Source organism: Dyadobacter sp., from assembly GCF_039919315.1.
GTDB lineage: Bacteria > Bacteroidota > Bacteroidia > Cytophagales > Spirosomataceae > Dyadobacter.
The window spans coordinates 1-26,164 of record NZ_JBDSFX010000059.1; the positions used below are offsets into that span (position 1 = coordinate 1).

Consider the following 26,164-nt stretch of genomic DNA (forward strand, 5'->3'; position numbering starts at 1 on the left):
GCCTCTGGGTGGAACTGGGTTCCCACAATTTCATTCGCAAACCTGATGGCCATCACCGCTCTTTCAAGAGGGACATGCGGACGTATTTTTTCAAGACAAAGTAATTTGGCGCCCATGTTGTCCAGCATAAATTGGTTGGGCTGGGTAACCTGAAAATCCCTCGAATCAACAATCCAGAAAGGGTCGCTGAGTGTATTTATTAATGGATCTTTATGCCCTTGAGAGGTTTTATATACCGGAAATGTACCAAATGAAGTTTTTCTCCTCTTGCTCACACCAGCGAGTTGCCAGTGAATGCAGGCCATTTGAAAAGAATGGCAGATCAGGAATAAGTGCTTTTTGGTACGGTTCTGTCGTTTGGCATTAAACTGAAGAACCTGATCCAAAAAGCCGAAAAACTTCTTTTCCCAAACCTCTCCCACGGGGGAAGGGTTGCCAGGGCCGCCAGTTGAAATGTAAGCGTCGAATTCCATCCCGGGAACTTCCAGCTTTTGTCTCACATCAAAAATCGTGTACGAAACGGGCACACCCTCATTCTCTCCAAATGCATTAATAATTTTCTTGATACAACGCATCCCTTCATTATCAAGCCCGTTGTACATGTCCAGAATTGCGATCCGGAAATGTCTGTTGTGATTGGTCATCTTGGTAGTACTGACAGTTTTAGCAATCAGCTTTATCTTTTAAATTTTTTTAAGAATTGGGTAAAAAGTACAACAACGTTTATGACTAATAGTTCGGTTTTTACAAAAAAACCTGTGCTATTTTCTGCTTAATCCAGACCGATTTTGGTTTCGGCTACAATGTAGTCCACTACCGCGTTTAAACTGCCGGTTTCCTCGAATACAGCGAGTTGCCTGTCCGCGCCGGTGCCCATTTCCATAATCTGGTGAATGTAATCGATTTCTTTTCTGCTACCCAATTCGTCCACGACATCGTCGATAAATTCGAGTAGTTCCACAACAAGAATTTTGTATTCCACCTCTTCCTGCTTACCAAAATCAATGAGTTTTCCGTGAATTCCATAACGGGCTGCGCGCCATTTGTTTTCGTTGATCAGCATCCGGTGATAGGGACGGAAACTGAGGTTCATGCGGTGTAGCTTATGGATTTTGGCGACCAATGCCTGCATGATTGCTGCAAGGCAAATGGTTTCGTCCGTACGCATCGGCACGTCGCACATGCGGAACTCAATGGTGTTAAAAAACGGGTGAACGCGAATGTCCCACCAGATTTTTTTACCATTATCAATGCATTTGGTCTTGACCAGGAGACTGACATACTCATCATATTCCGATGCACTGGAAAAGAAATCAGGAATACCAGTTCTTGGAAATTTATCAAAAACCTTTGACCTGTACGATTTAAAGCCCGTATTACGTCCGCACCAGAACGGTGAGTTAGTAGAAAGTGCGTAAATGTGCGGGAGAAAGTACCGTACTGCGTTCATGATCTGAATCCCTTCATTACGCGTCTCGATTCCGACGTGCACGTGCAGACCAAAAATCAGGTTACCACGTGCTACATCCCGCATTTCATCAATGATCTCATCATACCTGGGGTCCGGTGTGATCAGCTGCTCCACCCAGTCGGCGAAAGGGTGGGTGCCAGCGGCTGCGACCTGCAAATTCTGTTTTTCAGCCAGGTCCAGTATCATTTTCCTCAGATATGTGACCTCTTCACGCGCCTCCTGAATGTTGTGGCAAATGTTGGTACCTACTTCCACAACAGCCTGGTGCATCTCCGCTTTAACGCGCTCCTTCAATGTTATTTTTCCATCCTCCACAAGCTTGGACATGTGTGACCGCAAATTGCGGGTAACCGGATCTATGGTTTGAAATTCCTCTTCAATTCCGAGTGTGAAAGTGGCCATATCAAAAACTATAGTGAGACAATGTTATGATTTCTTGATCTTGGAATTCTTGGCTGGCGCTTTGGTAACCGCCGCCTTGTTGGTTGGTATTTTGGGTTCCGGCTCTGCCACCGGCTCCGGTGTTTTCGCGGTAACAGGTTTTGCAGCTTTTTTAGGAGCAACAGCCTTCACTTTGACCTCTTTGGCTGTATCGGAGGGTGCAGTCGCTGCCGCTGGGACTGGATCGCCAGCCGCTGGTCGGCCAGCCGCCGGTTCTGTCGCCGCCGGTATCACCGCAGGAGCTGGAATGCTGACAGCGTCTTTGATAAATGTTCCCCAGGTAAGGTTAGTCTGGCCGGGAACCTGATTTTTGGCGCGCTCAATGGCCATATTGGCTGCTGCTTCCACTACCCATTCGAAGTTATCGGGCCCTACGGAATAAATATCAGCGTCGGGTGCTGGGTTGCAAAAGTCGATAGCGATAGGAATGCCGTCACGTACGGCGAATTCAACAGTATTAAAGTCGTAGCCCAATGCTACATTCAGTTTCAAAGTATAATCTCTGATCGTTTCGAGCAATTTTTCCCTGTCCTCACCTGTGGTTTTCATTTCAGTAGCATACCTTAAATGATGCGGATTGCGCGGCTCGTAAGGCATAATGAGTACATCTTTTTGCCCGATACAGTAGCAACGGAAATAGTCTTCAAACTCAATTTCCTCCTGCAACATCATCACGAGCTGGCCCGTTTCTTCGTGTTTATGCCACATATCCTGCGGATTAACCACTTTGTAAACGCTTTTCCAGCCACCGCCATCATGTGGCTTCATATAGGCGGGGAAACCAATGTACTGAAATATCTCTTCCCAGGCCATTGGAAAAGCCAGGTTACGGAATGAGGTTTCGGAAGTATTCTCGGGGCGTTGCTTGGAAGGCAACAATACGGTTTTAGGGACCGGTACCCCGATTTTCTCTGCTAATGCATTGTTGAAGAATTTCTCGTCGGCGCTCCACCAGAAAGGATTGTTGATCACTGCGGTGCCAGATGCGGCCGCATTTTTAAGAAAGGCCCTGTAAAACGGTACATCCTGAGAGATACGGTCGATAATGACCGCGTACTCGGTCGGCGCAGCCTGAACGACTTTGTCAATCGTTACTGCCTCTGCTATGATGCCGCTTTCGCCTTTGCTGTTGACTCTCTCAATAAATGCGTTTGGAAAAGTGTTTTCCATTCCAAACAAAATTCCTATTTTTTTCATAATTCTGGTTTCTGTTTTGTTTTGACTTAATTCTTACAGGATCCTGGACAGGTAATCAGGGAACATTTTATTCCAAAGCGGCCAGTCGTGCTTCTCCCAGCCGCGGATATCCAGCCAATGATCGATACCGTTGGCACTCAGGATACCGGACATCTTCATGTTGCTTTCCAGGCAAATATCCCAATCCGAGGTGCCGAGCACGATTTTCATGTGACCGTAGCGCCAGCCTTGTTCGTTGGGCATGAAATCGATCGGGTTATTAAAGTAAACGGTGTCATCATAAAAGCCGTCTGTAAAGCTGCGGATGTCAAAAGCACCACTCATACTGACCATGTAGGCAACCTGGTCGGGATGTTTGAAAGCGAAGTTGGCGGCATGAAAACCTCCGAAACTACAACCGGCAACCCCGATTTTGCCTACATTACATTGGTGCCTGATATACGGTGCGAGCTCATTGCTCAGAAATTTGTCGTACTGCATATGGTTCAAAACCCGGTACTGTGGGTTGAGATGCTTGGCATACCACGATTCAGCATCGATGGAATCGACACAGTAGATTTTGTATTTTCCGGAGTCCACCAACCCGCGCACCGACTCGATGAGGCCCATATCTTTGGCCTGGTAATAACGTCCGAGTGTGGTCGGGAAAAGTAGGATGGGGTAGCCCCAGCTGCCGTAGACAAGCATGTCAACATCCCTTTCGAGATGATGAGAGTAGTATTTGATATGCTTCTCTTCCAAATGGCGGGTGTTTATTATTTGATAAATGAAATATACAAAACAAATCATCGGAAGCAAATTAATACCTTGCAGGTTTTAATTCCCTTATTATTCCCAGGCAAGTGAGTTTGAATTCTTCCGGTTCGCAGATTTTATCATCCATCCAATACTTTCATTCTGCTTTTCTGAACAGAGAAGTGACGATTTCTGTGCTGCTTCCCGCTTATTATGATCCGACACACAGCTATCCATTGCTGTTGTTTAATGATGGCCAGGATTTTGAAATGCTCGACATAGTTGCATCATTGGAAAAACAGCTGGGAAATGACCCGGATAAGGCATTTCTGGTAGCCGGAATACATGCTGACCACGATAGGATCTATGAATATGGAACTGCAATCCAGCCGGATTACGCGGGCAGGGGAAACAAAGCGGCAGACACCACCAAATTCGTGCTGCATGAGCTGCTACCATTTTTGAAAAGTCATTACAATATCAAAATGACGAACATGATCTATGCAGGCTTTTCTCTCGGAGGTTTAATGGCGCTGGATATGGTGTGGAGCCACCCCGAAGTATTTTCAGCGGCAGGCGTATTCTCCGGGGCATTGTGGTGGAGGCAAAAAGCGCTGAATGAGGGTTATAATGACTCTGACCGGATCATGCACCGACAAATTGAAAAGGCTGCTGCAAAACCTGGCCTTAAATTCTGGTTTCAATGCGGCAGCCTTGATGAATCCGACGATCGCGATGGTGACGGCGTGATCGACTCCATTCAGGACACATTGGAATGCATCGCTGAACTGGAACGGAAAGGTTATGTATGGAACAAGGATGTTTTTTATCTGGAAGTGCCCGATGGCTATCATAATCAGGAAACGTGGTCCGCGGTGCTGCCGGTTTTTTTTGAATGGGTGTCGGCCAGCACCTTGGAATAATTACAAGGCAGATAGAAAAGCCATGGTATCCACTGAGTCGGCGTAATCCGAGAGGCCAGGCTGCTGTGCGCTACCGGGAGCAAGGATCCCAGGAATATTGACCTCATCAATGCCGACAACACATTGAATTTTGTCTTCGTCTTCTGCGATTAGCGCTTCTACTTCCCTGAGAGAGACATATTTTTCGTAATGAAGCACACTGATTGCTGATACAAGTGACTTGCTTTCGGTGATCAGCAGAAAACCATTGTCAAAATGCGGTACCCGGTTGACAAGAAAAATGGATTTGTTGTACTCGTAATTATTGAAGTATTTGTGGTGGTTCAGATAATCGCCTGACATGTCCTCCACGGATTCGTACAACTTGGTAAAATCATATCCGTCAGGTACATATATCTTCGACACATTGCGGCATCCCAGGCCATAATATTGAAAAATATCCTTTCCCAAGCCTTTGAGTTCCGCGGTACTTTCATTCCCTGTCAGAACTGCAACCGATGTACGGTTTTTGCGGATTATATTGGGTTTTTTGGCAAAATAATAATGGAAGTACCGGGCAGTATTATCACTTCCGGTCGCTATATAGGCGTCGGATGCATTCAGGCGCTCTACGAAATGAATGTATTTTTTGAAATCAGGTTCAATGTTAGTCAACGCATTTAAAAGCGCGCGGATCAGCATTTCGTCATCTGAGCTGGGTTTGACCAGTAATGTATGCCCACTGATCAATACCGATAATGCATCATGAAAACCCACAGCAGGGATGTTACCAGCCATCACCACACCGATTTTTTGAGAAGACGCAGGTTCAGGATATCGCGCTGCCCAGGCGGTCAGTTGCTCCTCATTCAGATATAATGTTGCGATTGCACGTAAGGACATAGCCACATTACCGCGCGTAAACCAGTTATTCTTGCTTTTTGCGGCGTCTATCCAATCTGCTATCAGCTCCTCATTCGTAGTGTCTGTGATGAATTTTCCAAGCGTTATAAATGCGTTTATTCTCTTAATTCTTGATATCATTCTAGTGAAACTCTAAATAGTTTTATTGCGCGTGGCGTTTTTATTTTTCTGATTGCTGGGAAACTATAAATAGTTATATTTGTTACTCTAAACAGAAGAATAGCAACAAATATAAACAATCCGGCGACTATGGCTATAATGATAACCGATGAATGCATAAATTGTGGGGCGTGCGAGCCAGAGTGCCCCAATACAGCAATTTATGAGGGAGGTGTAGAATGGACTTGGAGCGATGGAACCAGTCTGGACGAAGTGGATTTTGGCGATGGCACCGTAGTAAGTGGTAAAGAAAAGCAATCCCCCGTCTCTGACGAATTTTACTATATAGTTAGTGATAAGTGTACAGAGTGCGTTGGCTTCCACGAAGAACCGCAATGTGCGGCTGTTTGTCCGGTAGATTGCTGTGTTCCTGATCCTGATCATGAAGAGGAGGAGGAAACACTGCTTGCTAAAAAAGCATGGATGCACGGTGAATAAAGCGTGTTGACCAAGAAGATATTAAAGCCCCGCTGGAAGCGCCCCGCCGAAAGCGGGGCTTTTTTGTGCCCTAAGGTCTGAAAATGTCATTATAATAATAAAATTTCTTAATAATTATAAATGATGACTATTTATAAAATTTTGTTTATTGGTAATTATACAGAATATAAATTTTCATGGTAAAATGTCAATTTTGGTCATTTTATGTTTATAAAACGATAAAAAAATGTAAAAAATCATGATAATTGTATTTTTTAATATAAAATCAACTGTTTATATTTGATAAATATAATTTAAGTACAATATTTGATCCAGTAATACAGCCGGAGAGTAATATTAACTTAAACAGAATATAATTATGAAAAAAGTCTATTGTACAGTATTATCTTTGATGGTTCCGTTTTTGGGTTTTGCAAAGTCAGGCGAAGACAAAAAGGCAGTTAAGGCAGATACAATAATTGTGGCAGAAGTAGAAGAGGAGGCGCAGGGCGCATTTGCTTTTTCAGGTTACCTCGATTCTTACTACATGGCTAACTTCAACAAGCCAGCATCAAGATCAAACATGGGCGCAACCAACGCGCGGGTATTTGATCAAAGATCAGGGCAGTTCTCCTTGGGTTTGGTTCAAACAAAAGTGGTTTACACCAATGCAAAATCAGAAGCCGTAGTAGACTTGACCTTCGGTCCCAATGCCAACCTGGGTAACTATGGTAACTCATTGTTCAACACGGCACTGGCTATCAAACAAGCTTACTTTACGTATAAATTTACAGACAAGTTCTCGATGACTGCCGGTCAGTTCGGAACCAACATTGGTTATGAGGTAATCGATGCCCCAGCCAACTTTAACTACTCACTTTCGAACCTGTTTAACAACGGACCTTTCTACCACGCTGGTTTGAAAGCAACCTACGCGTTTTCTGACAAAGCATCTTTAATGGTAGGTGTTGTCAACAATGTGGATGGACTAGGTGATAACAACCGCGCAAAAGGAATTATTTCCCAGTTGTATTTCAAACCGGTTGAAAACTGGAACGTGTACCTGAACTACATTGGAAGTAATGAAGCCAACACAGACAGTCTTGGTAAACAGCCAGACGGATTTTACCAGGTTTTTGATTTGACTACCAGTTTCCAGATTACTGAGAAATTCCTGCTTGGACTAAATGCTGCATACGGAAGCCAGAAAGGAGATTATCAGGGATACGGTGGACCTACTGATTCAGAGTCTTGGAGTGGTGTAGCCGTTTATGCAAACACAGCTTTAACCGACAACTTCGGAATCGGTGCCCGTTACGAATATTTCAATAATGACAATGGTGTACGTGGATTGCTGACCCGCGCAGGCATGGGAACCAAGGTTAACTCAGTTACTTTAACCGGTAACATTAGCCTTGCCGACGGACACATCCTTGTTAAACCAGAATTCCGCCTGGATGCTTATCCAAAGGTTTCAGGAGCTGGTGAGGAACAACAATTCCAGGATTCAGATGGCGCCTGGACTAAGAACAGCCAGACTACTTTCGGACTAGCATTTATTTACAAATTCTAATTATATTACAAATACCTTCTTAATCTATAATAACAATTAACTACAATGGAAAAACGTAATTTCATCCCACTGATTATTTTACTGGTAATCAGTATCCTCGGTGCCTTTGTACCCAACGTACCGACACAGATTGTCACCGAAGGTGTAGACTCTGGTGACACCGCGTGGCTGCTTGTATCTTCCGCGCTTGTGTTACTCATGACTCCCGGTCTTGCTTATTTCTACGGAGGAATGGTTAACAACAAGAATGTTATTTCCACCATGCTTCAAAGCTTCATTGCAATGGGTGTGATCAGCGTGTTATGGGTTGTTGTAGGATTCAGTATTGCATTTGGTGACGACATTGGTGGTTTTATCGGAAACCCAACTACTCACTTTATGTTCAAAGGTGTATTGGACGGACCGGTTTGGGGTACTATTCCTTTCGCTTTGTTCGCAATGTTCCAAATGAAATTCGCGGTTATCACTCCTGCATTGGTAACTGGTTCTATGGCTGAGCGTGTTAACTTCCGTTCTTACGTTTTGTTCATTATCCTTTTCTGTATCTTCATTTACGCTCCATTGGCCCACATGACATGGCATGCTGATGGTATCCTTTTCAAAATGGGTGTGCTTGACTTTGCCGGTGGTACGGTTGTTCACATGTCTGCTGGCTGGGCTGCATTGGCTGGTGCTCTTTACCTGAAAAGACGTAAATCTTTGATGGAAGATCACGTATTGCCTCCTGCAAACATACCTTTCGTTCTTTTGGGAACAGGTTTACTTTGGTTCGGATGGTTCGGTTTCAACGCCGGTTCCGCATTGGCTGCTGGTCCTTTGGCCGTTTCTGCTTTCGCAACTACTAACACGGCCGCTGGTGCTGCTGGTTTGTCATGGGTACTTTTCGATGTAGCAAGAGGTAAAAAAGTTTCTGCGCTTGGTTTCTGTATCGGTGCGGTTGTAGGTTTGGTTGCCATCACGCCTGCTGCTGGTTTCGTAACGGTTCCTGCGTCTCTTTTCATTGGTACCATTGCTGCTGTAATCAGTAACTATGTTGCTCACCTTCGTACACGTTCTACTTTGGATGATACACTTGACGTATTCCCTTGCCACGGTGTAGGTGGTATGGTTGGTATGTTGATGACAGGCGTGTTCGCCACAAGCGGTGTAAACGCCTTGGTAACTGATCAAGGTCTTGCTTTTGGTGAAACAACTTTGTTCATCAATCACGTCATTGCGCTGGTAGGTGTATCTGTTTTCGCATTCGGTGGTTCACTGTTATTGCTGAAAATTACAGACCTTATCTTGCCGCTACGTGTTTCTGAGCAAGATGAAAAAGCTGGTCTTGATGTCAGCCAACATGATGAGTTCCTTGTTGAGGCTTAATTTACTCGACGTTATATTAATTAAAAAGGAGAGAGCCAGGAAATGTTTCCTGGCTCTCTCCTTTTTTGTCAAGCATTGTCATTTATTGTCAGGTGTTGTCAATTAATGACTACCAATGACTATTAATGACAGTTAATGACTACTAACAACATTCAATGCGCTAATACCTCCTCTATTTCCGTGACTTCCATTAATCCCTGGTCATTAATATGATCGTAAACGACCTCTTTGGTTTCGTTGATCAGCAAAGGGTCGTATTTCACCGCTACGCGAACGTAGTTCCCGGTAAACCCGAGCATCTGGCCGTTCTGTATCTCGTCTTCAAAGAGTACCACTGCCTGCTTACCAACCTGTTGTTCGTAAAAGAACCGTTTTTTCTTTTCAGACAGAATATGCAGCATTTTCGATCTTTCCGCTCTTTCACCTTTCTGAACAATGGGCCTGATCTCTAACGCAGCGGTGTTTTCCCGCTCTGAGTAGGTGAAAACGTGCAGGTAGGAAATATCCAGCTCATTGAGGAAATTATAACTTTCTTCAAAAAGCTCGCGTGTTTCGCCGGGGTGTCCCACGATCACGTCTACGCCGATACAGCAGTCAGGCATTAATGATTTGATCTTCGCGACGCGCTCGGTGTAAAGCTCACGTTTATAACGGCGCTTCATCAGCCCGAGCACCTTATTGGAACCTGATTGCAATGGAATGTGAAAATGCTGCGCGAAGCGTTTGGACTGCGCTACAAATTCGATGATCTCGTCCGTGAGCAAATTAGGCTCAATGGAAGAGATCCGGAACCTGAGAATTCCTTCCACTTCGTCGAGCGATTTCACCAGGTCCAGAAATGTTTCCTTCCTCTCTCCATTTTGCAAACCGAAATCACCGATATTCACACCAGTCAAAACGATTTCCTTCACGTCTCTGGCCGCAATTTCCCTGGCCGCCTTAACAATATTTTCTATCGTATCCGATCGGCTTTTACCTCTCGCCAGCGGAATGGTGCAGTAGGAGCAGGGATAGTCGCATCCGTCCTGCACTTTCAGGAATGTACGCGTACGATCATTGAGCGAGTAGGAGGTATGGTATTCAACCGCATTGTCAATGTGAGAAGCGATCACCTTTGCAGGTTGTCCGAGTGGTGTTTTTTCAAATGTATCAATCAGTTCCACCAGTCTGAATTTCTCCGCAGCTCCTAGTACGGCGTCCACGCCTGGGATCTCTGAAATTTCTTTTGGCTTCAATTGCGCATAGCAGCCAATGATCGCCACGTAACCGTCTGCATTGATCTTTTGTGCTTCCCGGACGATTTTGCGGCATTTTTTGTCCGCATTCTCAGTGACCGAGCAGGTATTGATAATAAAAATATCAGGCGTTTCATTGAATTCAACTTTCGAATATCCTTTTTGCTCAAACATCCTTCCAATGGACGATGTCTCAGAATAATTCAGTTTACACCCTAATGTATAAAAAGCGACTTTTTTCATTTGTTTTTGAATATGCTGCAAAAATACAACTTTTAGCTATTGGCCACTAGCTATTAGCTATTAGCCATTAGCTATTAGCTATTAGCTATTAGCCATTAGCTATTAGCCCTTAGCCCTTAGCTATTAGACCTTGTCTCAGCTAACCGCTAAAAGCTAACCGCTAACCGCTAACACTCACCTTTTCAAATAATCCGTGAACGATGCCTGCAAATAAGCTTTCCCCCGCTCTTCCTCTTTTGCATTCAATGTTCCTTTTCTTTCAATGATATTTCCTCCAATATTGTCCCGTACCAGAAATCCGTCTGGTTTCATCCAGCCCAGGCCATTGTTAAAGGCAAAATAAGCAAAGGCAGTCCGGTTTTTCCTGAAAATATCGTTACTCCACGTGAATGCCTGCGATGGTAGATGTACCTGATTCAACAACGTCGCCGCCAGATCAGTTTGCGAAGCCAGGCTGTCGATCCTTACATTCTTCATTTTAAGTACGCCGCCGAGCCAAAGCATTGGAATGTGAAATTCGGCCGGTTTTTCCTTCTGCGTTTCGGGAAGCGGATGCCCGTGGTCTGCGATAATGATCAATAGTGTTTTTTTCCACCAGGGTTTCGTTTTGGCCTTGGCTATAAAATCTCCGATGGAGGCGTCGGTATAATGATGCGCATTCAAAAACAAATGTTCGGGATCTGTACCTTCAATGACCGTTTTGACGGGAACTTCGAAAGGTTCGTGACTGCTCAATGTAAATAATGTACTAAAAAATGGCTGCTTTTGTGTATTCAAGTCACTCAGGAACCGGTTTAGTACGATATGGTCATGCGCTCCCCATTTCGAGTTCATGTCGGCTGCATCGAAATCATTTTTGTCAATGATCTTGTCAAATCCTTGTTGGAGAAAGTAGGATTTCATGTTCGCAAACTCGGTTTCGCCGCCATAGTAAAATGAGGTGTGCCATCCGTTTTTGTGAAATTCCCGAGGCAGCGAGGGTAGCGAAATGGTTTTTTTAGGGATTTTAATGATGGAGTTAGTGGGTTGTGCCGGGTAGCCGCTCAGGATCGCCACCATACCTTTGTCGCTCCGGTTGCCACTGGCATATACATTGGTAAAAAGTATTCCTTCTTTTGAAAGTTTTTCAAACTCTGGCGTCACATTTTTCACACCACCCAGTTCCGCCGTTACCTTCGCCGTAAAGCTTTCCCAAATAATCACAACCACATTTACTTTCCCAGTCGTATCGATCAGCTGCTCGGTCACGCCTGTTTGCTTGTAAAGAGACGCCACCATTTGGTCAGCTTGTTTTTCTTCGTAGTAGACAAACGGATTTTTTTTGGAGTAACTCGAACTGATAAGCGAGCTCATATAATTCCACGGAACATTCACCGCGGCATAATTGGCAAAACTTTTGTCACTGAAAAACACCGCACTCTCATTCATAGGCGCCAGCTGAAGCCCCCCGCGAATGGGTATGATCAGACTGCCTGTTAAAACAAGAAAAACAGGAATGGTAAAGCCATACCTCATTTTAGTAAATGACCCTGTCGTTCTCTGAACAATGGTTTTCAGTATCCTGTAAACCAAGTAAAACAAGGCTCCCAAAAGAAGCAAAAGTGGAAACACCGGCGCCGCTCCCATGGAAGCCCAGGCTTCTACCGGCGTTTCGAGATAATGCAGCGAAGTACCATCGATCCGGAAGCCCCAGGCCTTAAAGAGTTCAAGATCGGTAACGGTGAGGAGCGTGATAAAAAAGGAGATAATGAGACTATATACCGACATTGTCCTGCCGTACCATTTCCACTTACTAGCGGTGAAAATCAGTAGTAACGTTGGAATAACAAGAATGTAGGAAGCGAAAGAAATGTCCATTTGCAGTCCATGCCTGGCACTGCTAACCCACAGCGATGGTGGCAGCTCAATCGTCTTTTTATAATGGTATACGAGAAAAAGAACACGGAAAAACTGAAAAAACAGTACCCAGCTCAGCCCATATAAGGCAAGAAATTCTAATCTTTTGCGCATTGATGTCTTGGAACAATTCACAAAGTTCCGAAAAATGGGCTAACAGATAGTCATATGAGGTTATTTAAAATGAAAATGTCGGCAAGAATTGTTGATCGTGTTCTTAAATAAATAATTTTGGGGAGAATTAATATAAATCAATATATAAATGACTTTTCGTTCTAAGGCTTTTGAGATTGCGCAAGGCCGGGTAGCCCCTGTATTAACCCCTCCCACAGAAAGAGTAGCTGACTTATATGGTAGCAATACTTTTAGTGATGACGTCATGAAAACCTTGCTTTCCGCCGAGGCGTACACAAAGGTTTCAAATGCGATCCGCTCCGGCTCGACGATTGACCGCGAGGTAGCTGACGAGGTGTCGGCTGCTATGAAATCCTGGGCTATTTCCAAAGGAGCAACGCATTATACGCACTGGTTTCAGCCACTTACAGGTACTACTGCCGAAAAGCATGACTCATTTTTTGACCTTACCATTGACGGAAAGGCTGTTGAAAAATTTAAAGGAAGCGCGCTTGTTCAGCAGGAACCAGACGCTTCCTCGTTTCCAAGCGGCGGTTTACGTGCGACTTTCGAGGCCAGGGGTTATACTGGCTGGGACCCGAGCTCACCGGCTTTTTTAATGGATAACGGGGCCGGAGGGAAGACGCTCTGTATTCCATCTGTTTTCATTTCCTACACGGGTGAGGCGCTCGACTATAAGGCTCCGTTGTTGCGCTCGCTGGTGATGCTCGACAAAGCTGCTACCGGCGTTTGCCAGTTTTTTAACAGAGATGTCGATAAAGTAACCCCGACGCTGGGCATTGAGCAGGAATATTTTCTGGTAGACAAGGCATTGTATTATGCCAGACCAGATTTACTGATGGCTGGCCGTACGGTGTTTGGCCATAGTCCGGCACGTGGTCAGCAGTTGGACGACCATTACTTCGGCTCCATTTCGCCACGGGTGAATGCATTCATGGTAGACTTTGAATTTGAAGCATTAAAACTAGGCATACCAGTCCGCACCAGACATAATGAGGTAGCACCCGGTCAGTTTGAATGCGCCCCGACTTTTGAAGAGGTTAACCTGGCCATTGACCATAATGCATTGCTGATGGACCTGATGCAAAAAATAGGTGATAAGCATAATTTCCAGGTTTTGTTTCATGAAAAACCTTTTGCTGGTATTAACGGAAGTGGAAAGCATAATAACTGGTCACTGTCGACGGATACGGGGATCAATCTTCTGGCACCTACTTCCAAGCCAAAAGAGAATCTGCGGTTCCTTACGTTTTTGATGAATGTAGTAAAAGCCGTTCATGACCATGCGGACTTACTGAGGGCCTCCATTTCTTCGGCGGGTAATGAGCATAGGCTGGGTGCCAATGAGGCGCCTCCGTCTATTGTATCGGTGTTTCTTGGCAAGGATCTTACTAGTATGCTGGAAGAGCTTGTCAATAAGGGTGAAATCACGCTGGAAAAAGGAGAGAATTTCTATTACAAGCTGGGAATCACTCGGATACCTAATTTGCAAAGAGACAATACAGATCGTAACAGAACTTCGCCATTCTGTTTTACAGGTAACAAATTTGAATACAGGGCCGTGGGAAGCTCGCAGAACAGCGCTTCGCCGATGATCGTTTTGAATACCATTGTGGCCAATCAGCTGATGGAATTCAAAAAGGAAATGGACGAAAGGCTGGCTGCGGGAGAAGAGAAAAAAGTAGCGACGGTCGAAATTCTGAAAAGGTACTTTACCGAATCGAAGAACATTCTTTTTGAAGGAAATGGCTATTCTGATGAATGGATAGAAATGGCCAAAACCCGTGGACTGAGCAATATCCGGGAAACCTATGATGCTTTGTACGCCTACACCACCGACCGTACCATTACCGCTTTTGAGAAAATGGGCGTGTTGACATCGCGGGAGCTACATGCGCGATATGAAATTGAACTCGAAAATTACGTTAAGAAATTACAGATCGAATCCCGTGTGATCGGTGACCTGGCGCTTAACCACATTGTTTCGACAGTGGTAAAGTACCAGTTCAAGCTTGCGCAGACAGCCCGGGCGCTGACGGACCTGGAAATGCTGGAAGAAGCAGAACCGATCAAGGAAATCATCAAGGATATTTCCACTCACATTGTCGTCATCAAACGACTGGTACATGAAATGACGGAGAGCCGTAAAACTGCAAACAACATTGAGAACCTATACGAGAGGGCAAAACATTATGGCTCCGACGTAAAAGGATACTTTGACGAGATCCGTTACCATGTCGATAAGCTGGAATTATTGATCGATGATGAAGATTGGCCTTTGGCAAAATATCGCGAAATGTTATTTTTAGAATAAATTTGCACATAACGCTAATAATTAAATAATAGAAGATTATGAATCCGGGATTTGATCCAGAAGAAATTGCCCAGCTTAAAAAAGAATGTAAAGCAGAGCGATTGAACTTTACTTATGTTGAAGACGAATTGGAAGAAGGCGAAGAGGAAGATGAAAATAATGAACATGCTCATGTTCAGTTCGTTGGATATTTCAAAGAGAAGGAAGTGATCTACGATGCCTTGATCTATACATTGAGGTTGCACCATTCCACGCTGGTATACGATGCTGCGCTGGAAAGGTTGAAAAAGGAGATTCCAAACTACATTTCTCAGGACGAGCGCCCTGAAAACTATAAAATCAACCCAGAAGAGGAGGAGGAAGCTGAGATGCTACTGACGGAATTTATTGAGGAAATTGAGGAAAACGAAGAAATTACCGTCCGTGAGCACATCGAAATTGATGACGAGTTCGAATACGGCATTGGACTGGAAGTAGGTTTGAACAAAACCGAGATCAATGAAAAGACGATCAACGATTTCATCCTTCGGTTCAATGCAGGCAGAATCCAGCTAGACGCGACACTTTATTCCTTTACAGGAAGCGAAGAGCAGGATTGAAATCCTCACAAACAAAAAAACCACCGGAAGGTGGTTTTTTTGTTGACTTTTTATATTGGTCTGCGATTATAGAGCAGTTTTAACAGTCTTGATAATACGAGCTGCCACTTTGTAAGGATCAGCTGCAGAGTTTGGACGACGATCTTCCAAGTATCCGCTCCATCCTTTTTGAGGAACAAGAACAGGGATACGGATCGATGCACCACGGTCAGAAACACCGTAGCTGAAATCGTGGATGGAAGCAGTTTCATGCTTTCCAGTCAAACGAAGGTGGTTATCAGCACCGTAAACTTCGATGTGTTCTTTTACTACCGGACGGAAAGATTCGCAAACCTTGTCGAAAACTTCTTTGCTGCCAGCAGTTCTCAAAGCAGTGTTTGAGAAGTTAGCATGCATTCCGCTTCCATTCCAGTCAAGATCTCCAAGAGGCTTGCAATGCCAGTTGATTGCAACACCATATTTTTCACCGATTCTTTCAAGCAGGTAACGTCCAAGCCAGATCTGGTCACCAGCTTCTTTCGCACCTTTGGCGAAGATCTGGAATTCCCATTGTCCTGCTGCAACCTCAGCATTGATACCTTCTACATTCAAACCAGCGTCAAGACAAGCGTCAAGGTGCTCTTCAATAATTTCGCGGCCGTATGCGTTTTGCGCGCCTACTGAGCAATAGTATGGTCCTTGTGGTGCTGGGTAACCATTAGCCGGAAAGCCAAGTGGTTTATTTGTTTCAGTGTCCCAAAGGAAATATTCCTGTTCGAAGCCGAACCAGAAATCATTATCATCATCTTCAATTGTAGCCCGTCCGTTTGATACGTGAGCAGTTCCATCAGCATTAAGAACTTCACACATTACAAGATATGCATCTCTGCGCAATGGATCAGGAATAATGTAAACAGGTTTCAATAAACAGTCAGAAGAACCGCCAAGCGCTTGTTCGGTGGATGAACCATCAAATGACCAGTTGCTGCAATCTTCCAATTTTCCACTAAAATCGCTTTCAATTTTGGTTTTGCTACGTAAACTTTGGGTCGGCTTGTAGCCATCCAACCAAATATATTCCAGCTTGGATTTTGACATAATAGTACTAGATAAAGTGGTGACGAATAATTATAACGGCACAATATTAATGCAAAAATGTATTTCCAAGAAATAAAACCTAAGAAAAATTAACCTTATACAGAATAATATTGTGTTCGTGGTAGTATTGTCAGTAAAAAATGTATTATTCTTATAAATGAAGTGAGATTTGAAAATTGTCCATTATTGAATAATTTCTGTAAAATACCGGTCAATAGGTGCAAAATGTGATCTAAAAGACCTTGAATCGCGATAAAATGCAATAAATGGGATTGTTAACCCTCGGATCATTAACTGAACTTATAATATATTCGGCTTTCTGCACAATTGCGGAATTATTCTATATTTTTGAAAAAGCGATTGCCGATTTTTATATTACTATATTATTAAGAAATGCATTTATTTTATCAGCCTGACCCAAAACTTTTTGAATTGGATGAAGAAGAGGCCAGGCACAGTTATAAGGTTTTGAGGTTGGGCTCGGGAGACATTATTCATGTCACAAATGGCAGGGGACTTTTACAGAAATGTGTTTTGAATGTCCAGGGCAGGAGGGTAGGATACGAGGTGGTGGAATCGGTGACGATGGAGCGTCGCGCCTTTGCAGTGCACATTGCGGTAGCCCCTACACGCAAGGCGGAAAGAAATGAATGGATGGTAGAAAAAATGACCGAAATTGGGGTGGAGCGGATCGATTTTCTGATCACCGAACACACTAATCCTGAAACTGTGAACCGGGTTGTAAATCTTAGCAGGCTTAACAGGATAGCGGCATCGGCGATGAAACAGTCCCAGCAATATTATTTGCCACTTATTACAGTAAATAACAAATACGAACCGTTTATTAAAAACACGACCGAAGCTGTCAAACTGATAGCTTACGTCCCGGACCAGAACAGGGTGGAACACGTTTTTAGTAAGGTTAAAAAAGATAGCAGCACCTCATTGTTAATTGGCCCGGAAGGTGATTTTAGCGAAAAGGAAGTTGCATTGGCCTTAGAACATGGTTTTACGACTGTATCGCTTGGACCGACGAGGCTAAGAACCGAAACGGCTGCTGTGACCGGCTGTCATGCCATCAACCTGGCACAAAACATTTAAATAACGAATCCCATGCCCCGATCTATCGTTCATTACCGGTTTGCTTGCCTCCTTGTTTTGATTTGCGGGTTTCAAGTTGTTAATGGTCAGTCCTCTCTGAAAATCGCCAAGCTGAAATATGGTGGTGGCGGCGACTGGTATGCCAATAAGACATCCTTGCCAAATCTGATCAAATTTTGCAATGCGGAACTGAAAATGAATATCAATCCCACCGAGGATGTGGTGGAGGTAGGAAGCCCTGACATTTTCGCTTATCCGTTTGTGCATATGACTGGTCACGGAAACGTGGTTTTTAGCGATGCAGAGGCGCAGAACCTGCGCAATTACCTGCTCTCAGGCGGATTTTTGCATGTCGACGATAATTACGGCCTGGATCAGTTTATCCGCAGGGAAATGAAGAAAGTATTTCCGGAATTAACTTTCGTTGAGCTTCCTTACGACCACCAGGTATATCGTGTGAAGTATAACTTTCCCGAAGGCTTGCCCAAAGTTCACGAGCATGATGGTAAGCAACCCCAGGGTTTCGGGCTGATCTGGCAGGGCAGGCTGGTGTGCTATTACAGCTACGAAACCGATCTCGGTAATGGCTGGGAAGACCAGAGTGTCTACAACGACCCGGAAGAAATGCGTAGAAAAGCGCTGCAAATGGGTGCAAATCTGTTGAGCTACGCGTTTATGATTTTGTAAGTATAACAGTGTTTTTTTACAGAATTCTGAAAACAGATTTATAAATATATTCCAAATTTAGTTTTTCAAATTTCGGTTTTCTAACCTGTTACCCTTACTTTTGTACAAAGTAAAATACATTAAAAATTCCACCCGTTTCCATGTATATAGTTCTTGCCGTTTTTGTTGTACATTGGTATTTGTCCCTTTTCTGTCAAACCTTTTTTCTGCATCGCTACTCTGCCCATAAGATGTTCATTATGAGCAAACCATGGGAGCGTTTTTTCTACCTGCTAACATATCTTTCCCAAGGTTCGTCATATTTGAGTCCGAGAGCTTACGCGATTTTGCACCGCATGCATCATGCTTTTAGTGATACTGAAAAGGATCCGCACTCCCCGCACCATACTAAGAACGTATTTACAATGATGTGGGAAACCAAGAATATTTATAATGCGGTGTTGAGCCGTAAGAGGGCAATTGAATCTCAATTCGAAAGAAATTACCCGGAATGGAGGTTCATTGAGAAGCTTGGTGATTCATGGCTTTCACGTTCGGGTTGGGCTTTGTTATACACCGCGTTTTATATCCTTGCTTACATTTATCTGGACATGCATTGGGCATTTTTCTTCCTTTTGCCTGTACATTTCCTGATGGGCCCGATCCACGGAGCGATCGTCAACTGGAGTGGTCATAAATATGGCTATCAGAACTTTGATAATGATGACAAATCAAAGAACTCGCTGATATTCGACTTCCTGATGATGGGTGAATTGTTTCAGAATAATCACCACAAGAAACCAAATTCAATCAATTTCGGATCAAGATGGTACGAAGTTGACCCGACTTACCCGGTGATCAAAATGCTGAATAAGTTGAAGATTATTGAAATCCGAAAGAAGAGCTAAGGTATAGTTTGGGATGAGCCCTTCGACTACGCTCAGGGTGACAAAGCTGTCACCCTGAGCGTAGTCGAAGGGCTTTTTCTTTTACCGATACCCCACAAAAAAAACTTTGGCAGGTGTGAGAAACACCTGCCAAGTTTGCTTATTAACACCACAAAAAATGAAATCCTTTTCAATGCCTTAGAAGTACTTTCTCTTAGGACAATACAAATAAATCAAGGAATACTTAGAATGGCGTTAATAATAAGTTAGAATTTGCTTAGAGACGCATAAAAGTTACCCGAAACGTCGTCCCTTTCGGCTGATTGGAATTAATGGAGACATTTCCATTGTGAAGCTTAACGATCCGCTCCACCAAAGAAAGTCCGATACCGTAACCTTTGATGTTAGCCGTATTTACACTTCTGTAAAACGGTTGAAAAACAAGCCCCTGATCCTCCTTCGGTATGCCTTTTCCATAATCGGAGAAACCAAGTATGAGCTGGCTGCGCGATGATTGAAGGCTGACGTTGACTGTATTGTCGTCTGAAAATTTGCAGGCATTGTCCATCAGGTTCAAAAATGCTGTTTTAAGCAAAGTAGTGTTACCGGGTAATTCCAGCCAGGTATCATCTTCGGGCAGTTCGTCAAATTTGAGCAGGATGTTGTAGGTAGGATTTGCCTCTGCCAGGCTTAGTCTGCAGTCCAGCAGCAGATCGTCCACCCGTATTGTTTCTGTGAGCAGATCGCGCTGATCCTCGCTTACTTTTGCGAGTTCCAGCAAAGTGTTTGATAACTGCGCCAGTTCGTGAATGTCTTCCAGCACCGACCGTATCGTCAGCTGATACTCAGCCGCATTCCTTTCTTTGAGCATGCTCACTTCCAATTGCGAACGCATTTTGGTCAGTGGGTTTTTGAGCTCGTGGGATACATTGGCCACAAATATTTTTTGCATTTGAAAAGCAGTCTCGATCCGGTCCAGCAACTTATTGAATGTGGTCGTCAATCGTCCTATCTCGTCTTTCTGGTTGGGTACATCCAGTCGTGTATCCAGTTTTTGTGGTAAAATGCCTTCCACCGCGTTCATTACCTTAGATATAGGACGCAGTGCTCTTTTGGAAAAAATCCATCCCACGAGCGCCACAATGATCGTTACAATGAAAAACAGGACGGTAAGCAGCGTGCTCAGGTTGGATAGGTTGGCCTGCCCGTACAAATCCTTGGCACCTAGCATCACTACAGCCCGGTTGAAAGGATATTTGTAATAAAGGCCGACTACTTTGTAATCACCATCATTGTACCTGATCTGCCCGGCTTTCCGGATCTCGTCAAGCCAATAATTGGAAACATGTAAAGCTTTGGATTGAGAGGCCGTATTACTGTAAATCAGGCGATTTTTTTCATCAAAAATGAAGATATTTTCATCATAGATCAGGTCACGATTCGTCTCATCCAGTGCTTTCAGTACCTCTGAATTGATAAGCGGGACCTGTACTTTCAGCAGCAATTCGGCCTGCGACTTCGCCTTGGAACGCAGGCGGTCATAAAAATCTTCTCTGACGTTGTAATAGGAGAAAAAGTAGATTGCAAAAAAAGTAATCAAAAGAATACCGCTTACCAGCAAGGAGAACTGAACCGTAAGTCGGGTGCGTATCTGCATATCTTATTCGATTTTAAGCACATAACCCATTCCAAACTGGGTATGGATCAATTTCACAGGATAGTCCTTATCGATCTTTTTACGAAGGTAATTCACATAAACCTCAATCACATTGGTACCTGTATCAAAACCAATGTCCCAAACCTGCTCGGCGATCTCAACTTTGGAAATAACCCTTCCCTGATTACGGATCAGGTACACCAGCAGGTTAAACTCTCTCGCCGTCAGATTGATCTTGTTACCCGAGCGATGTACGGTTTTGGCATCCAATGATACTTCCAGATCGGAGAACCGCAAAACCTGGGCAGTATGCGATACCGTCGTTCCTCTTTTGGTCAGCGCACGTACCCGCGCGAGCAACTCCTTGAACTCAAATGGTTTTACCAGATAGTCGTCAGCTCCGGCATCCAGTCCGGTAACCTTGTCGTCCGTTGTCCCCAGTGCAGTAAGCATTAAAATGGGCGTCTCGTCACCCCAGGTACGTATTTCACGGCAAAGCTCAATACCATTAATTCCCGGTATGATAATGTCGCTGATGATCAGCTGGTAGGTGTTGTTTCTGGCAAGTTGGCGCCCAATGAGTCCGTCATAGGCAATGTCCACTTCATAACCGTTTTCTTCCAGTCCTTGTTTAATGGATTGCAACGTTTTCGGTTCATCCTCGATCAATAGTAATTTCATACGGCGTGCAGGAATAATTCGGACACTTCTTTCCAGTTAGAAACTCGTTTGTAAGAAGTGTTTTTCAGGTTATGAGGAGCAGTGAACAGAATGCCCTCACCTTTAAATGCGACCAGATTACGGACGTGGTCATCGATCAGATAGTCAGACTGAATAATGCTCTTGTAACCGCAGAAAACGATATTGGTCCACGGGATGAAAGGAAAATATTTGTGCAGCCAGTCAAACTTGTCCTTGAATGAATTGGGAAATTCCATACAGGCAGTGGCGACAAACAGCTCGTAAAACCGCGACAATTTATAGACTGTTTCTTCCGCACCTTCCTTGACCTTGATGTCCGCAAAAAAACCCGGTGTATCAATGACCTTATGGAGTTTGGACAGTTGTTTTGGATGCAATAATTCTCTCAGAGCTTTGGAATGCAGGTCTTTCTCAGTCAGGGTGGTTGAAAAATCATTCAAAATGATCTCTACCAACCTACTGTGGGTATCTGCCAGAACGTCATCCATATCCAAAGTTAGTCTCAGCATCAGATAATGGTTCTGTGAACGTCGAAATTTTCCAGATAATCATTAACACGTTTCAGGAAAAGCCCGCCCAGCGAGCCATCCACTACCCGGTGATCGTAAGAATGAGAGATAAACATCATGCTTCGGATGCCAATCAGGTCGCCCTGTGGGGCCTCGATCACCGCTGGTTTTTTCTTGATTGCGCCAAAGGCCATAATAGCCACCTGGGGCTGCACAATGATCGGTGTGCCCATCAGATTGCCAAATGCACCAATGTTAGAAACCGTATAAGTACCGCCGGCCAGGTCATCTGCTTTCAGCTTATTTTCTCTTGCCCGTTTGGCCAGGTCATTCACTTTTTTCGCCAATCCTGCCAGGTCGTATTGATCTGCATGGTGGATAACGGGTACGATCAGGTTGCCGTCCGGCAGAGCCACAGCCATACCAATGTTAATGTCTTTCTTTTTAATGATTTTATCGCCTTCCACCGAGATATTGATCATCGGATAATCTTGGATCGCTTTGACAACCGCTTCGATCAGAATCGGCGTGAATGTGATGCTATCACTCGTTTTCTTTCGGAATTCGTTTTTAACCAGCTCTCTCCATTTAACAACCGGGGTCATATCGGCCTCAATAAAAGAGGTGACGTGGGCTGAAATTTTCCTGGACTCGATCATGCGCTGCGAAATCATCTTGCGCATCCGGTCCATTTCAATGATCTCATTGCTGCCGTTCAGGGAAGTAGCCACTGGCGTTGGTACGTCTGCTTTCTTCGAACGGTTATTTATAAAAGAAATGATATCGTTTTTGGTAACCCGGTTTTCAGCCCCTGTACCCGGAATAGCGCCCAGTTCGTTTGCGCTGATATGCTCTTGGCGGGCAATGCTCAGCACCAGCGGAGAGTAAAATGTATTGGCTTCTCCATTGTTACGGGCGTGTTCCAATGCAGGATCGTTTTTCCGGCTGACCGCTTCCTCGAAATCTTTTTCCAGATAGGAAGCTGTTGCGGCAACCGACGTTGCGGCAATCGATGTTGTTGCTACATCCGCCACTTTTTCCAGCACAGGTTGCAGGATCGGCGGTGTAATCGTAACCTCACTGTCTTCAACCTGGATATGTGCCACAGCGCTGCCGATTGCCACCACATCATTTTCCTTTACAAGCCATTCAGTAAGAACGCCTGAGTAAGGGCAGGGCACTTCTGTATCCACTTTGTCGGTAGCAACCTCCAATATCGAATCGTCAATCCGTACGGTATCACCTATTTTTGCAAGAAGGTGAAGGACAGTACATTCCAGAATACTTTCGCCCATTGGAGGCATTACCATTTCTACTATTTTCATACTGATCTTTTTCATCGGCAACGACACTATTGGTCCGTTGCCTGTATTAAAATCTTTTTCAGCCCTTCACCGCCAGATTGGCTTTGAGGATGGTTTTTCTCAAAAGATTGAGAGCGTAGGAAGATGTTAGTTCTATGTTGATTTTTCTATTGTTTCTCAATGTCAGTAGCTGCGTAAATGTTTCGTCAGGTGTTGCACAGGCGATCCAAACTGTCCCTACCGGTTTTTCCGGGGTACCGCCGTCAGGACCTGCAATACCTGTCGTAGATACGGCAAAAGTCGTATTCAAAACCCTGCGTGCGCCTTCTGCCATTTCACGGGCCGTTTGTTCGCTCACTGCGCCAAATTCTTCAAGCGTTTCGCGTGATACGCCCAGCACATTCATTTTCACGCTATTACTGTAACTGACCACGGAACCTTCAAAATAAGCGGACGATCCCGGAACGCTTGTAATTTGATTAGCCAAAAAACCGCCGGTGCAGCTTTCTGCTGTACCAATGGTGGCGTTACTATTTTTAAGCAACATACCGATCACCGCTTCCAGTTCATCCGTATCATAACCGAAAACGTGTTCTTCAATCATCGGCAGCAGTAGCGATACCTGTTCCTGTAATTGACTATCGAGTAGCTCCTGATCCGTTCCTGTGCCTGTCAGTCTGAGCCTTACTTGCCCGAAATGAGGAAGATAGGCCAGTTTGATATGCTCGGGAAGGGCATCTTCCCAGGGGGCAATTTTTTCAGCCAAAAACGATTCGCCGATTCCGATGGTACGCACTGATTTATGTTGAATAATCTGCCTAGCAAACCTTGCTTTTAGCCTTGGAAGGATCTCGAATTCCATCAGGCTCTTCATTTCATAAGGTACCCCGGGAAGGGAAACGTAAATAACGTCGTCTTTTTCAAACCACATGCCTGGGGCTGTTCCCCATAAGTTAGGAATGTAGGTACAGTTTTTTGGGAGAGCTGCCTGTTGAATGTTCAGTTCGCTCATGGCACGTCCTCTTTTAGCAAAGAATTCGGTCACCAATGCAAGAGCCTCCTGATTGATTTCTAATTCTGTTCCAAAATATTCGCAAAATGTATGTTTGGTAATATCATCCCTGGTCGGGCCGAGGCCGCCGGTAACTATAATTACATTGACCCGCTTGCTGGCTTCCGCAAACGCATCGAGAATGTCCTGACGGTTATCGCCGACCGATGTTTTACGCACCGGACGAATCCCGATATCAGTAAGTTGAGTGCCAATCCATTGCGTGTTGGTGTCAGTAATTTGTCCAAAAAGAATTTCATCGCCGATGGTTATTATTTCAGCCCGGGTAGTGGGAACCATAATGTAAAATAGGTTGAATGAGACCGTTATTTTCCCAAAAATAAGTAAAATTAATCGTTATTGAGTACGTTTGAACCTTAGTGAAAATTAACAAACCCAATTGCAATGAAACACAAAATCTTAGCTATAACGTTATTTTGGCTCTTATATAGCGGCGCTTCACAGGCCCAGTTTAATTTGGGAAAGGTACTCGACAAGGTAGGAGGCTCAGGCGGCGGACTGAATGAAGGTGAAATCGTTCAGGGGTTGAAAGAAGCATTGAACGTGGGTATCAGTAATGGTTCTGCTGAGGCTTCGAAGGTCGATGGATTTTTCAAAAATGAGCTGATTAAAATCGCAGTACCGCCTGAGGCGCAGAAGGTGGCCGAAACATTGCGCAAGATGGGGCTGGGAGCAGAGGTGGATAAATTCACATTATCGCTGAACCGTGCTGCGGAGGATGCTGCAAAAAAATCAAAACCTATTTTCGTTAAAGCCATTACTTCCATGACCGTGCCCGACGCGCTCGGAATTTTGAAAGGTCAGGATGACGCGGCAACCCAGTACCTTAAAAAGACGACAAATGAGGACCTTTTCAAGACATTCTTCCCTGTGGTGGATAGTACCCTGAACCTGAACAGGGCAACGGAGTACTATACCGATATTGTTAATACCTACAATCAGATTCCATTGGTCAAGAAAGTAAACCCGAACCTGAAAGAATATGCTACTCAGAAAACCATTGACGGTCTGTATGTTCTGATCGCTCAGGAGGAGAAAAAGATTCGTGAAGACCCCGTGGCAAGGGTAAGCGACCTGTTGAAAAAGGTTTTCAGTCAGGCCGGAAAGTAACTTTCAATCACTTTGGTAAACACCAAATGCTTACTTTTGCTAAAAATTAACACCTTCTATGAAAAAATCAGAAATACATTTCACCGTTGAACTAGACGATAAAAATATACCGGAGAAAATTTTCTGGAATGCAACCGATAATCCAAATGAGGGCATAAACGATACCAGGGCTATTGCGATCGCAGTTTGGGACCATTACCACAGAGGTACATTGAAAATTGACCTTTGGACCAAGGATATGGAAGTATTCGAAATGAAGCGTTTTTACATTGAACTCATGAGCGGTATCGCCGATACACTACTGACCGCTACCAATGACCGCGTGATGGCTGATGCCATCGAAGGCGTTTGCGAAACGCTGAGTAAGAAATTGGATGAGGAGATGAAAGCTGCGAAGTAACTATTTGTCATCCTGAGTTTTTTTAATGTCGAGCGTAGTCGAAGGATCCTTCGACTACGTTCGACATTAAAGC

The 26,164-nt window shown here is 44.3% G+C and carries 24 protein-coding genes; 11 read left to right on the forward strand and 13 right to left on the reverse strand.

Annotated elements, in window-relative coordinates:
- From ABIO93_RS17355 to ABIO93_RS17370, 4 genes are all read right to left on the reverse strand, one after another.
- Positions 1–644, reverse strand: a 644-nt coding sequence (locus ABIO93_RS17355) for a GMP synthase (protein WP_348069880.1), incomplete at its 3' end; no start/stop codon positions are given.
- Positions 645–772: 128 nt separating this feature from the next.
- The gene (locus tag ABIO93_RS17360) at positions 773–1,873 is read right to left on the reverse strand and encodes a carboxylate-amine ligase (protein WP_348069882.1); all 1,101 of its coding nucleotides are present in this window, start codon (positions 1,871–1,873) and stop codon (positions 773–775) included.
- Positions 1,874–1,897: 24 nt separating this feature from the next.
- Positions 1,898–3,109, reverse strand: coding sequence for a glutathione synthase (locus ABIO93_RS17365; protein ID WP_348069883.1), 1,212 nt, complete (start codon positions 3,107–3,109; stop codon positions 1,898–1,900).
- A gap of 33 nt (positions 3,110–3,142) precedes the next feature.
- Positions 3,143–3,850: an alpha/beta fold hydrolase gene (locus ABIO93_RS17370; RefSeq protein ID WP_348069885.1), complete on the reverse strand. Its 708-nt coding sequence runs from the start codon at positions 3,848–3,850 to the stop codon at positions 3,143–3,145.
- A gap of 101 nt (positions 3,851–3,951) precedes the next feature.
- Between ABIO93_RS17370 and ABIO93_RS17375 the strand changes: the two genes are divergently transcribed.
- Positions 3,952–4,767: an alpha/beta hydrolase-fold protein gene (locus tag ABIO93_RS17375; RefSeq protein WP_348069886.1), complete on the forward strand. Its 816-nt coding sequence runs from the start codon at positions 3,952–3,954 to the stop codon at positions 4,765–4,767.
- Here the strand turns inward: ABIO93_RS17375 and ABIO93_RS17380 are convergent, their stop codons facing one another.
- Positions 4,768–5,790 (reverse strand): acyl-CoA reductase, encoded by a 1,023-nt coding sequence (locus ABIO93_RS17380; RefSeq protein WP_348069888.1) that lies wholly within the window; start codon positions 5,788–5,790, stop codon positions 4,768–4,770. It abuts the gene before it with no gap.
- 129 nt (positions 5,791–5,919) lie between these two features.
- Here ABIO93_RS17380 and ABIO93_RS17385 point away from each other — a divergent pair, with 129 nt between their 5' ends.
- The 3 genes from ABIO93_RS17385 to ABIO93_RS17395 all read left to right on the forward strand — a co-directional run bounded on the left by ABIO93_RS17385 (position 5,920) and on the right by ABIO93_RS17395 (position 9,184).
- A complete protein-coding gene (locus ABIO93_RS17385) occupies positions 5,920–6,267 on the forward strand; it encodes a 4Fe-4S dicluster domain-containing protein (protein WP_348069890.1) in 348 nt (115 codons plus the stop codon).
- Positions 6,268–6,625: 358 nt separating this feature from the next.
- Positions 6,626–7,819: a porin gene (locus ABIO93_RS17390; RefSeq protein WP_348069892.1), complete on the forward strand. Its 1,194-nt coding sequence runs from the start codon at positions 6,626–6,628 to the stop codon at positions 7,817–7,819.
- 45 nt (positions 7,820–7,864) lie between these two features.
- A complete protein-coding gene (locus ABIO93_RS17395; RefSeq protein WP_348069893.1) occupies positions 7,865–9,184 on the forward strand; it encodes an ammonium transporter in 1,320 nt (439 codons plus the stop codon).
- 152 nt (positions 9,185–9,336) lie between these two features.
- Here the strand turns inward: ABIO93_RS17395 and mtaB are convergent, their stop codons facing one another.
- Together mtaB and ABIO93_RS17405 are read right to left on the reverse strand one after the other, a co-directional pair.
- The gene (mtaB, locus tag ABIO93_RS17400) at positions 9,337–10,662 is read right to left on the reverse strand and encodes a tRNA (N(6)-L-threonylcarbamoyladenosine(37)-C(2))-methylthiotransferase MtaB (RefSeq protein WP_348069895.1); all 1,326 of its coding nucleotides are present in this window, start codon (positions 10,660–10,662) and stop codon (positions 9,337–9,339) included.
- 174 nt (positions 10,663–10,836) lie between these two features.
- Positions 10,837–12,672, reverse strand: coding sequence for an LTA synthase family protein (locus ABIO93_RS17405; RefSeq protein WP_348069897.1), 1,836 nt, complete (start codon positions 12,670–12,672; stop codon positions 10,837–10,839).
- A gap of 148 nt (positions 12,673–12,820) precedes the next feature.
- Between ABIO93_RS17405 and ABIO93_RS17410 the strand changes: the two genes are divergently transcribed.
- The gene (locus tag ABIO93_RS17410) at positions 12,821–15,007 is read left to right on the forward strand and encodes a glutamine synthetase III (RefSeq protein ID WP_348069898.1); all 2,187 of its coding nucleotides are present in this window, start codon (positions 12,821–12,823) and stop codon (positions 15,005–15,007) included.
- A gap of 38 nt (positions 15,008–15,045) precedes the next feature.
- A complete protein-coding gene (locus ABIO93_RS17415) occupies positions 15,046–15,606 on the forward strand; it encodes a hypothetical protein (protein WP_348069900.1) in 561 nt (186 codons plus the stop codon).
- A 66-nt stretch (positions 15,607–15,672) separates the two neighbouring features.
- Here ABIO93_RS17415 and ABIO93_RS17420 read toward each other — a convergent pair whose 3' ends face one another.
- A complete protein-coding gene (locus ABIO93_RS17420) occupies positions 15,673–16,683 on the reverse strand; it encodes a glutamine synthetase beta-grasp domain-containing protein (RefSeq protein WP_348069901.1) in 1,011 nt (336 codons plus the stop codon).
- Between the two features lie 393 nt (positions 16,684–17,076).
- On the opposite strand from ABIO93_RS17420, the gene ABIO93_RS17425 reads away from it, so the two are divergent.
- The 3 genes from ABIO93_RS17425 to ABIO93_RS17435 all read left to right on the forward strand — a co-directional run bounded on the left by ABIO93_RS17425 (position 17,077) and on the right by ABIO93_RS17435 (position 19,358).
- Complete coding sequence (locus ABIO93_RS17425) at positions 17,077–17,784, forward strand: RsmE family RNA methyltransferase (RefSeq protein ID WP_348069903.1); 708 nt, start codon at positions 17,077–17,079, stop codon at positions 17,782–17,784.
- A 12-nt stretch (positions 17,785–17,796) separates the two neighbouring features.
- Complete coding sequence (locus ABIO93_RS17430; protein ID WP_348069905.1) at positions 17,797–18,471, forward strand: DUF4159 domain-containing protein; 675 nt, start codon at positions 17,797–17,799, stop codon at positions 18,469–18,471.
- A 140-nt stretch (positions 18,472–18,611) separates the two neighbouring features.
- Complete coding sequence (locus ABIO93_RS17435; protein ID WP_244818978.1) at positions 18,612–19,358, forward strand: acyl-CoA desaturase; 747 nt, start codon at positions 18,612–18,614, stop codon at positions 19,356–19,358.
- A gap of 256 nt (positions 19,359–19,614) precedes the next feature.
- Here the strand turns inward: ABIO93_RS17435 and ABIO93_RS17440 are convergent, their stop codons facing one another.
- Genes ABIO93_RS17440 through ABIO93_RS17460 form a run of 5 tightly spaced genes read right to left on the reverse strand, consistent with a single transcriptional unit; the run spans position 19,615 to position 24,860 of the window.
- Positions 19,615–20,994: a HAMP domain-containing sensor histidine kinase gene (locus ABIO93_RS17440; RefSeq protein ID WP_348069907.1), complete on the reverse strand. Its 1,380-nt coding sequence runs from the start codon at positions 20,992–20,994 to the stop codon at positions 19,615–19,617.
- A gap of 3 nt (positions 20,995–20,997) precedes the next feature.
- Complete coding sequence (locus ABIO93_RS17445) at positions 20,998–21,675, reverse strand: response regulator transcription factor (RefSeq protein ID WP_348069909.1); 678 nt, start codon at positions 21,673–21,675, stop codon at positions 20,998–21,000.
- The gene (locus ABIO93_RS17450; protein WP_348069911.1) at positions 21,672–22,205 is read right to left on the reverse strand and encodes a 5'(3')-deoxyribonucleotidase; all 534 of its coding nucleotides are present in this window, start codon (positions 22,203–22,205) and stop codon (positions 21,672–21,674) included. The genes ABIO93_RS17445 and ABIO93_RS17450 overlap by 4 nt, the downstream gene beginning before the upstream one ends.
- Entirely contained in the window at positions 22,205–23,530 is a 1,326-nt protein-coding gene (locus ABIO93_RS17455; RefSeq protein ID WP_348069912.1) for a dihydrolipoamide acetyltransferase family protein, read from the reverse strand. The genes ABIO93_RS17450 and ABIO93_RS17455 overlap by 1 nt, the downstream gene beginning before the upstream one ends.
- Before the next feature lie 58 nt (positions 23,531–23,588).
- A complete protein-coding gene (locus tag ABIO93_RS17460; RefSeq protein ID WP_348069914.1) occupies positions 23,589–24,860 on the reverse strand; it encodes a competence/damage-inducible protein A in 1,272 nt (423 codons plus the stop codon).
- 105 nt (positions 24,861–24,965) lie between these two features.
- Between ABIO93_RS17460 and ABIO93_RS17465 the strand changes: the two genes are divergently transcribed.
- Both ABIO93_RS17465 and gldC read left to right on the forward strand, forming a co-directional pair.
- Positions 24,966–25,691, forward strand: coding sequence for a DUF4197 domain-containing protein (locus ABIO93_RS17465; protein ID WP_348069916.1), 726 nt, complete (start codon positions 24,966–24,968; stop codon positions 25,689–25,691).
- Between the two features lie 58 nt (positions 25,692–25,749).
- The gene (gldC, locus tag ABIO93_RS17470; RefSeq protein WP_244818971.1) at positions 25,750–26,091 is read left to right on the forward strand and encodes a gliding motility protein GldC; all 342 of its coding nucleotides are present in this window, start codon (positions 25,750–25,752) and stop codon (positions 26,089–26,091) included.
- Positions 26,092–26,164 lie beyond the last annotated feature (73 nt).

Excerpts from the sequence above, each read along its gene's own strand:
- ABIO93_RS17385 (WP_348069890.1), top strand. The coding sequence starts at position 5,920 with ATGGCTATAATGATAACCGATGAATGCATAAATTGTGGGGCGTGCGAG.
- mtaB (WP_348069895.1), bottom strand. The coding sequence starts at position 10,662 with ATGAAAAAAGTCGCTTTTTATACATTAGGGTGTAAACTGAATTATTCT.
- ABIO93_RS17450 (WP_348069911.1), bottom strand. The coding sequence starts at position 22,205 with ATGCTGAGACTAACTTTGGATATGGATGACGTTCTGGCAGATACCCAC.
- ABIO93_RS17425 (WP_348069903.1), top strand. The coding sequence starts at position 17,077 with ATGCATTTATTTTATCAGCCTGACCCAAAACTTTTTGAATTGGATGAA.
- ABIO93_RS17360 (WP_348069882.1), bottom strand. The coding sequence starts at position 1,873 with ATGGCCACTTTCACACTCGGAATTGAAGAGGAATTTCAAACCATAGAT.
- ABIO93_RS17420 (WP_348069901.1), bottom strand. The coding sequence starts at position 16,683 with ATGTCAAAATCCAAGCTGGAATATATTTGGTTGGATGGCTACAAGCCG.
- ABIO93_RS17430 (WP_348069905.1), top strand. The coding sequence starts at position 17,797 with ATGCCCCGATCTATCGTTCATTACCGGTTTGCTTGCCTCCTTGTTTTG.
- ABIO93_RS17435 (WP_244818978.1), top strand. The coding sequence starts at position 18,612 with ATGTATATAGTTCTTGCCGTTTTTGTTGTACATTGGTATTTGTCCCTT.
- ABIO93_RS17460 (WP_348069914.1), bottom strand. The coding sequence starts at position 24,860 with ATGGTTCCCACTACCCGGGCTGAAATAATAACCATCGGCGATGAAATT.
- ABIO93_RS17415 (WP_348069900.1), top strand. The coding sequence starts at position 15,046 with ATGAATCCGGGATTTGATCCAGAAGAAATTGCCCAGCTTAAAAAAGAA.
- ABIO93_RS17390 (WP_348069892.1), top strand. The coding sequence starts at position 6,626 with ATGAAAAAAGTCTATTGTACAGTATTATCTTTGATGGTTCCGTTTTTG.
- ABIO93_RS17455 (WP_348069912.1), bottom strand. The coding sequence starts at position 23,530 with ATGAAAATAGTAGAAATGGTAATGCCTCCAATGGGCGAAAGTATTCTG.
- ABIO93_RS17380 (WP_348069888.1), bottom strand. The coding sequence starts at position 5,790 with ATGATATCAAGAATTAAGAGAATAAACGCATTTATAACGCTTGGAAAA.
- ABIO93_RS17465 (WP_348069916.1), top strand. The coding sequence starts at position 24,966 with ATGAAACACAAAATCTTAGCTATAACGTTATTTTGGCTCTTATATAGC.
- gldC (WP_244818971.1), top strand. The coding sequence starts at position 25,750 with ATGAAAAAATCAGAAATACATTTCACCGTTGAACTAGACGATAAAAAT.
- ABIO93_RS17365 (WP_348069883.1), bottom strand. The coding sequence starts at position 3,109 with ATGAAAAAAATAGGAATTTTGTTTGGAATGGAAAACACTTTTCCAAAC.
- ABIO93_RS17405 (WP_348069897.1), bottom strand. The coding sequence starts at position 12,672 with ATGCGCAAAAGATTAGAATTTCTTGCCTTATATGGGCTGAGCTGGGTA.
- ABIO93_RS17395 (WP_348069893.1), top strand. The coding sequence starts at position 7,865 with ATGGAAAAACGTAATTTCATCCCACTGATTATTTTACTGGTAATCAGT.
- ABIO93_RS17445 (WP_348069909.1), bottom strand. The coding sequence starts at position 21,675 with ATGAAATTACTATTGATCGAGGATGAACCGAAAACGTTGCAATCCATT.
- ABIO93_RS17410 (WP_348069898.1), top strand. The coding sequence starts at position 12,821 with ATGACTTTTCGTTCTAAGGCTTTTGAGATTGCGCAAGGCCGGGTAGCC.
- ABIO93_RS17440 (WP_348069907.1), bottom strand. The coding sequence starts at position 20,994 with ATGCAGATACGCACCCGACTTACGGTTCAGTTCTCCTTGCTGGTAAGC.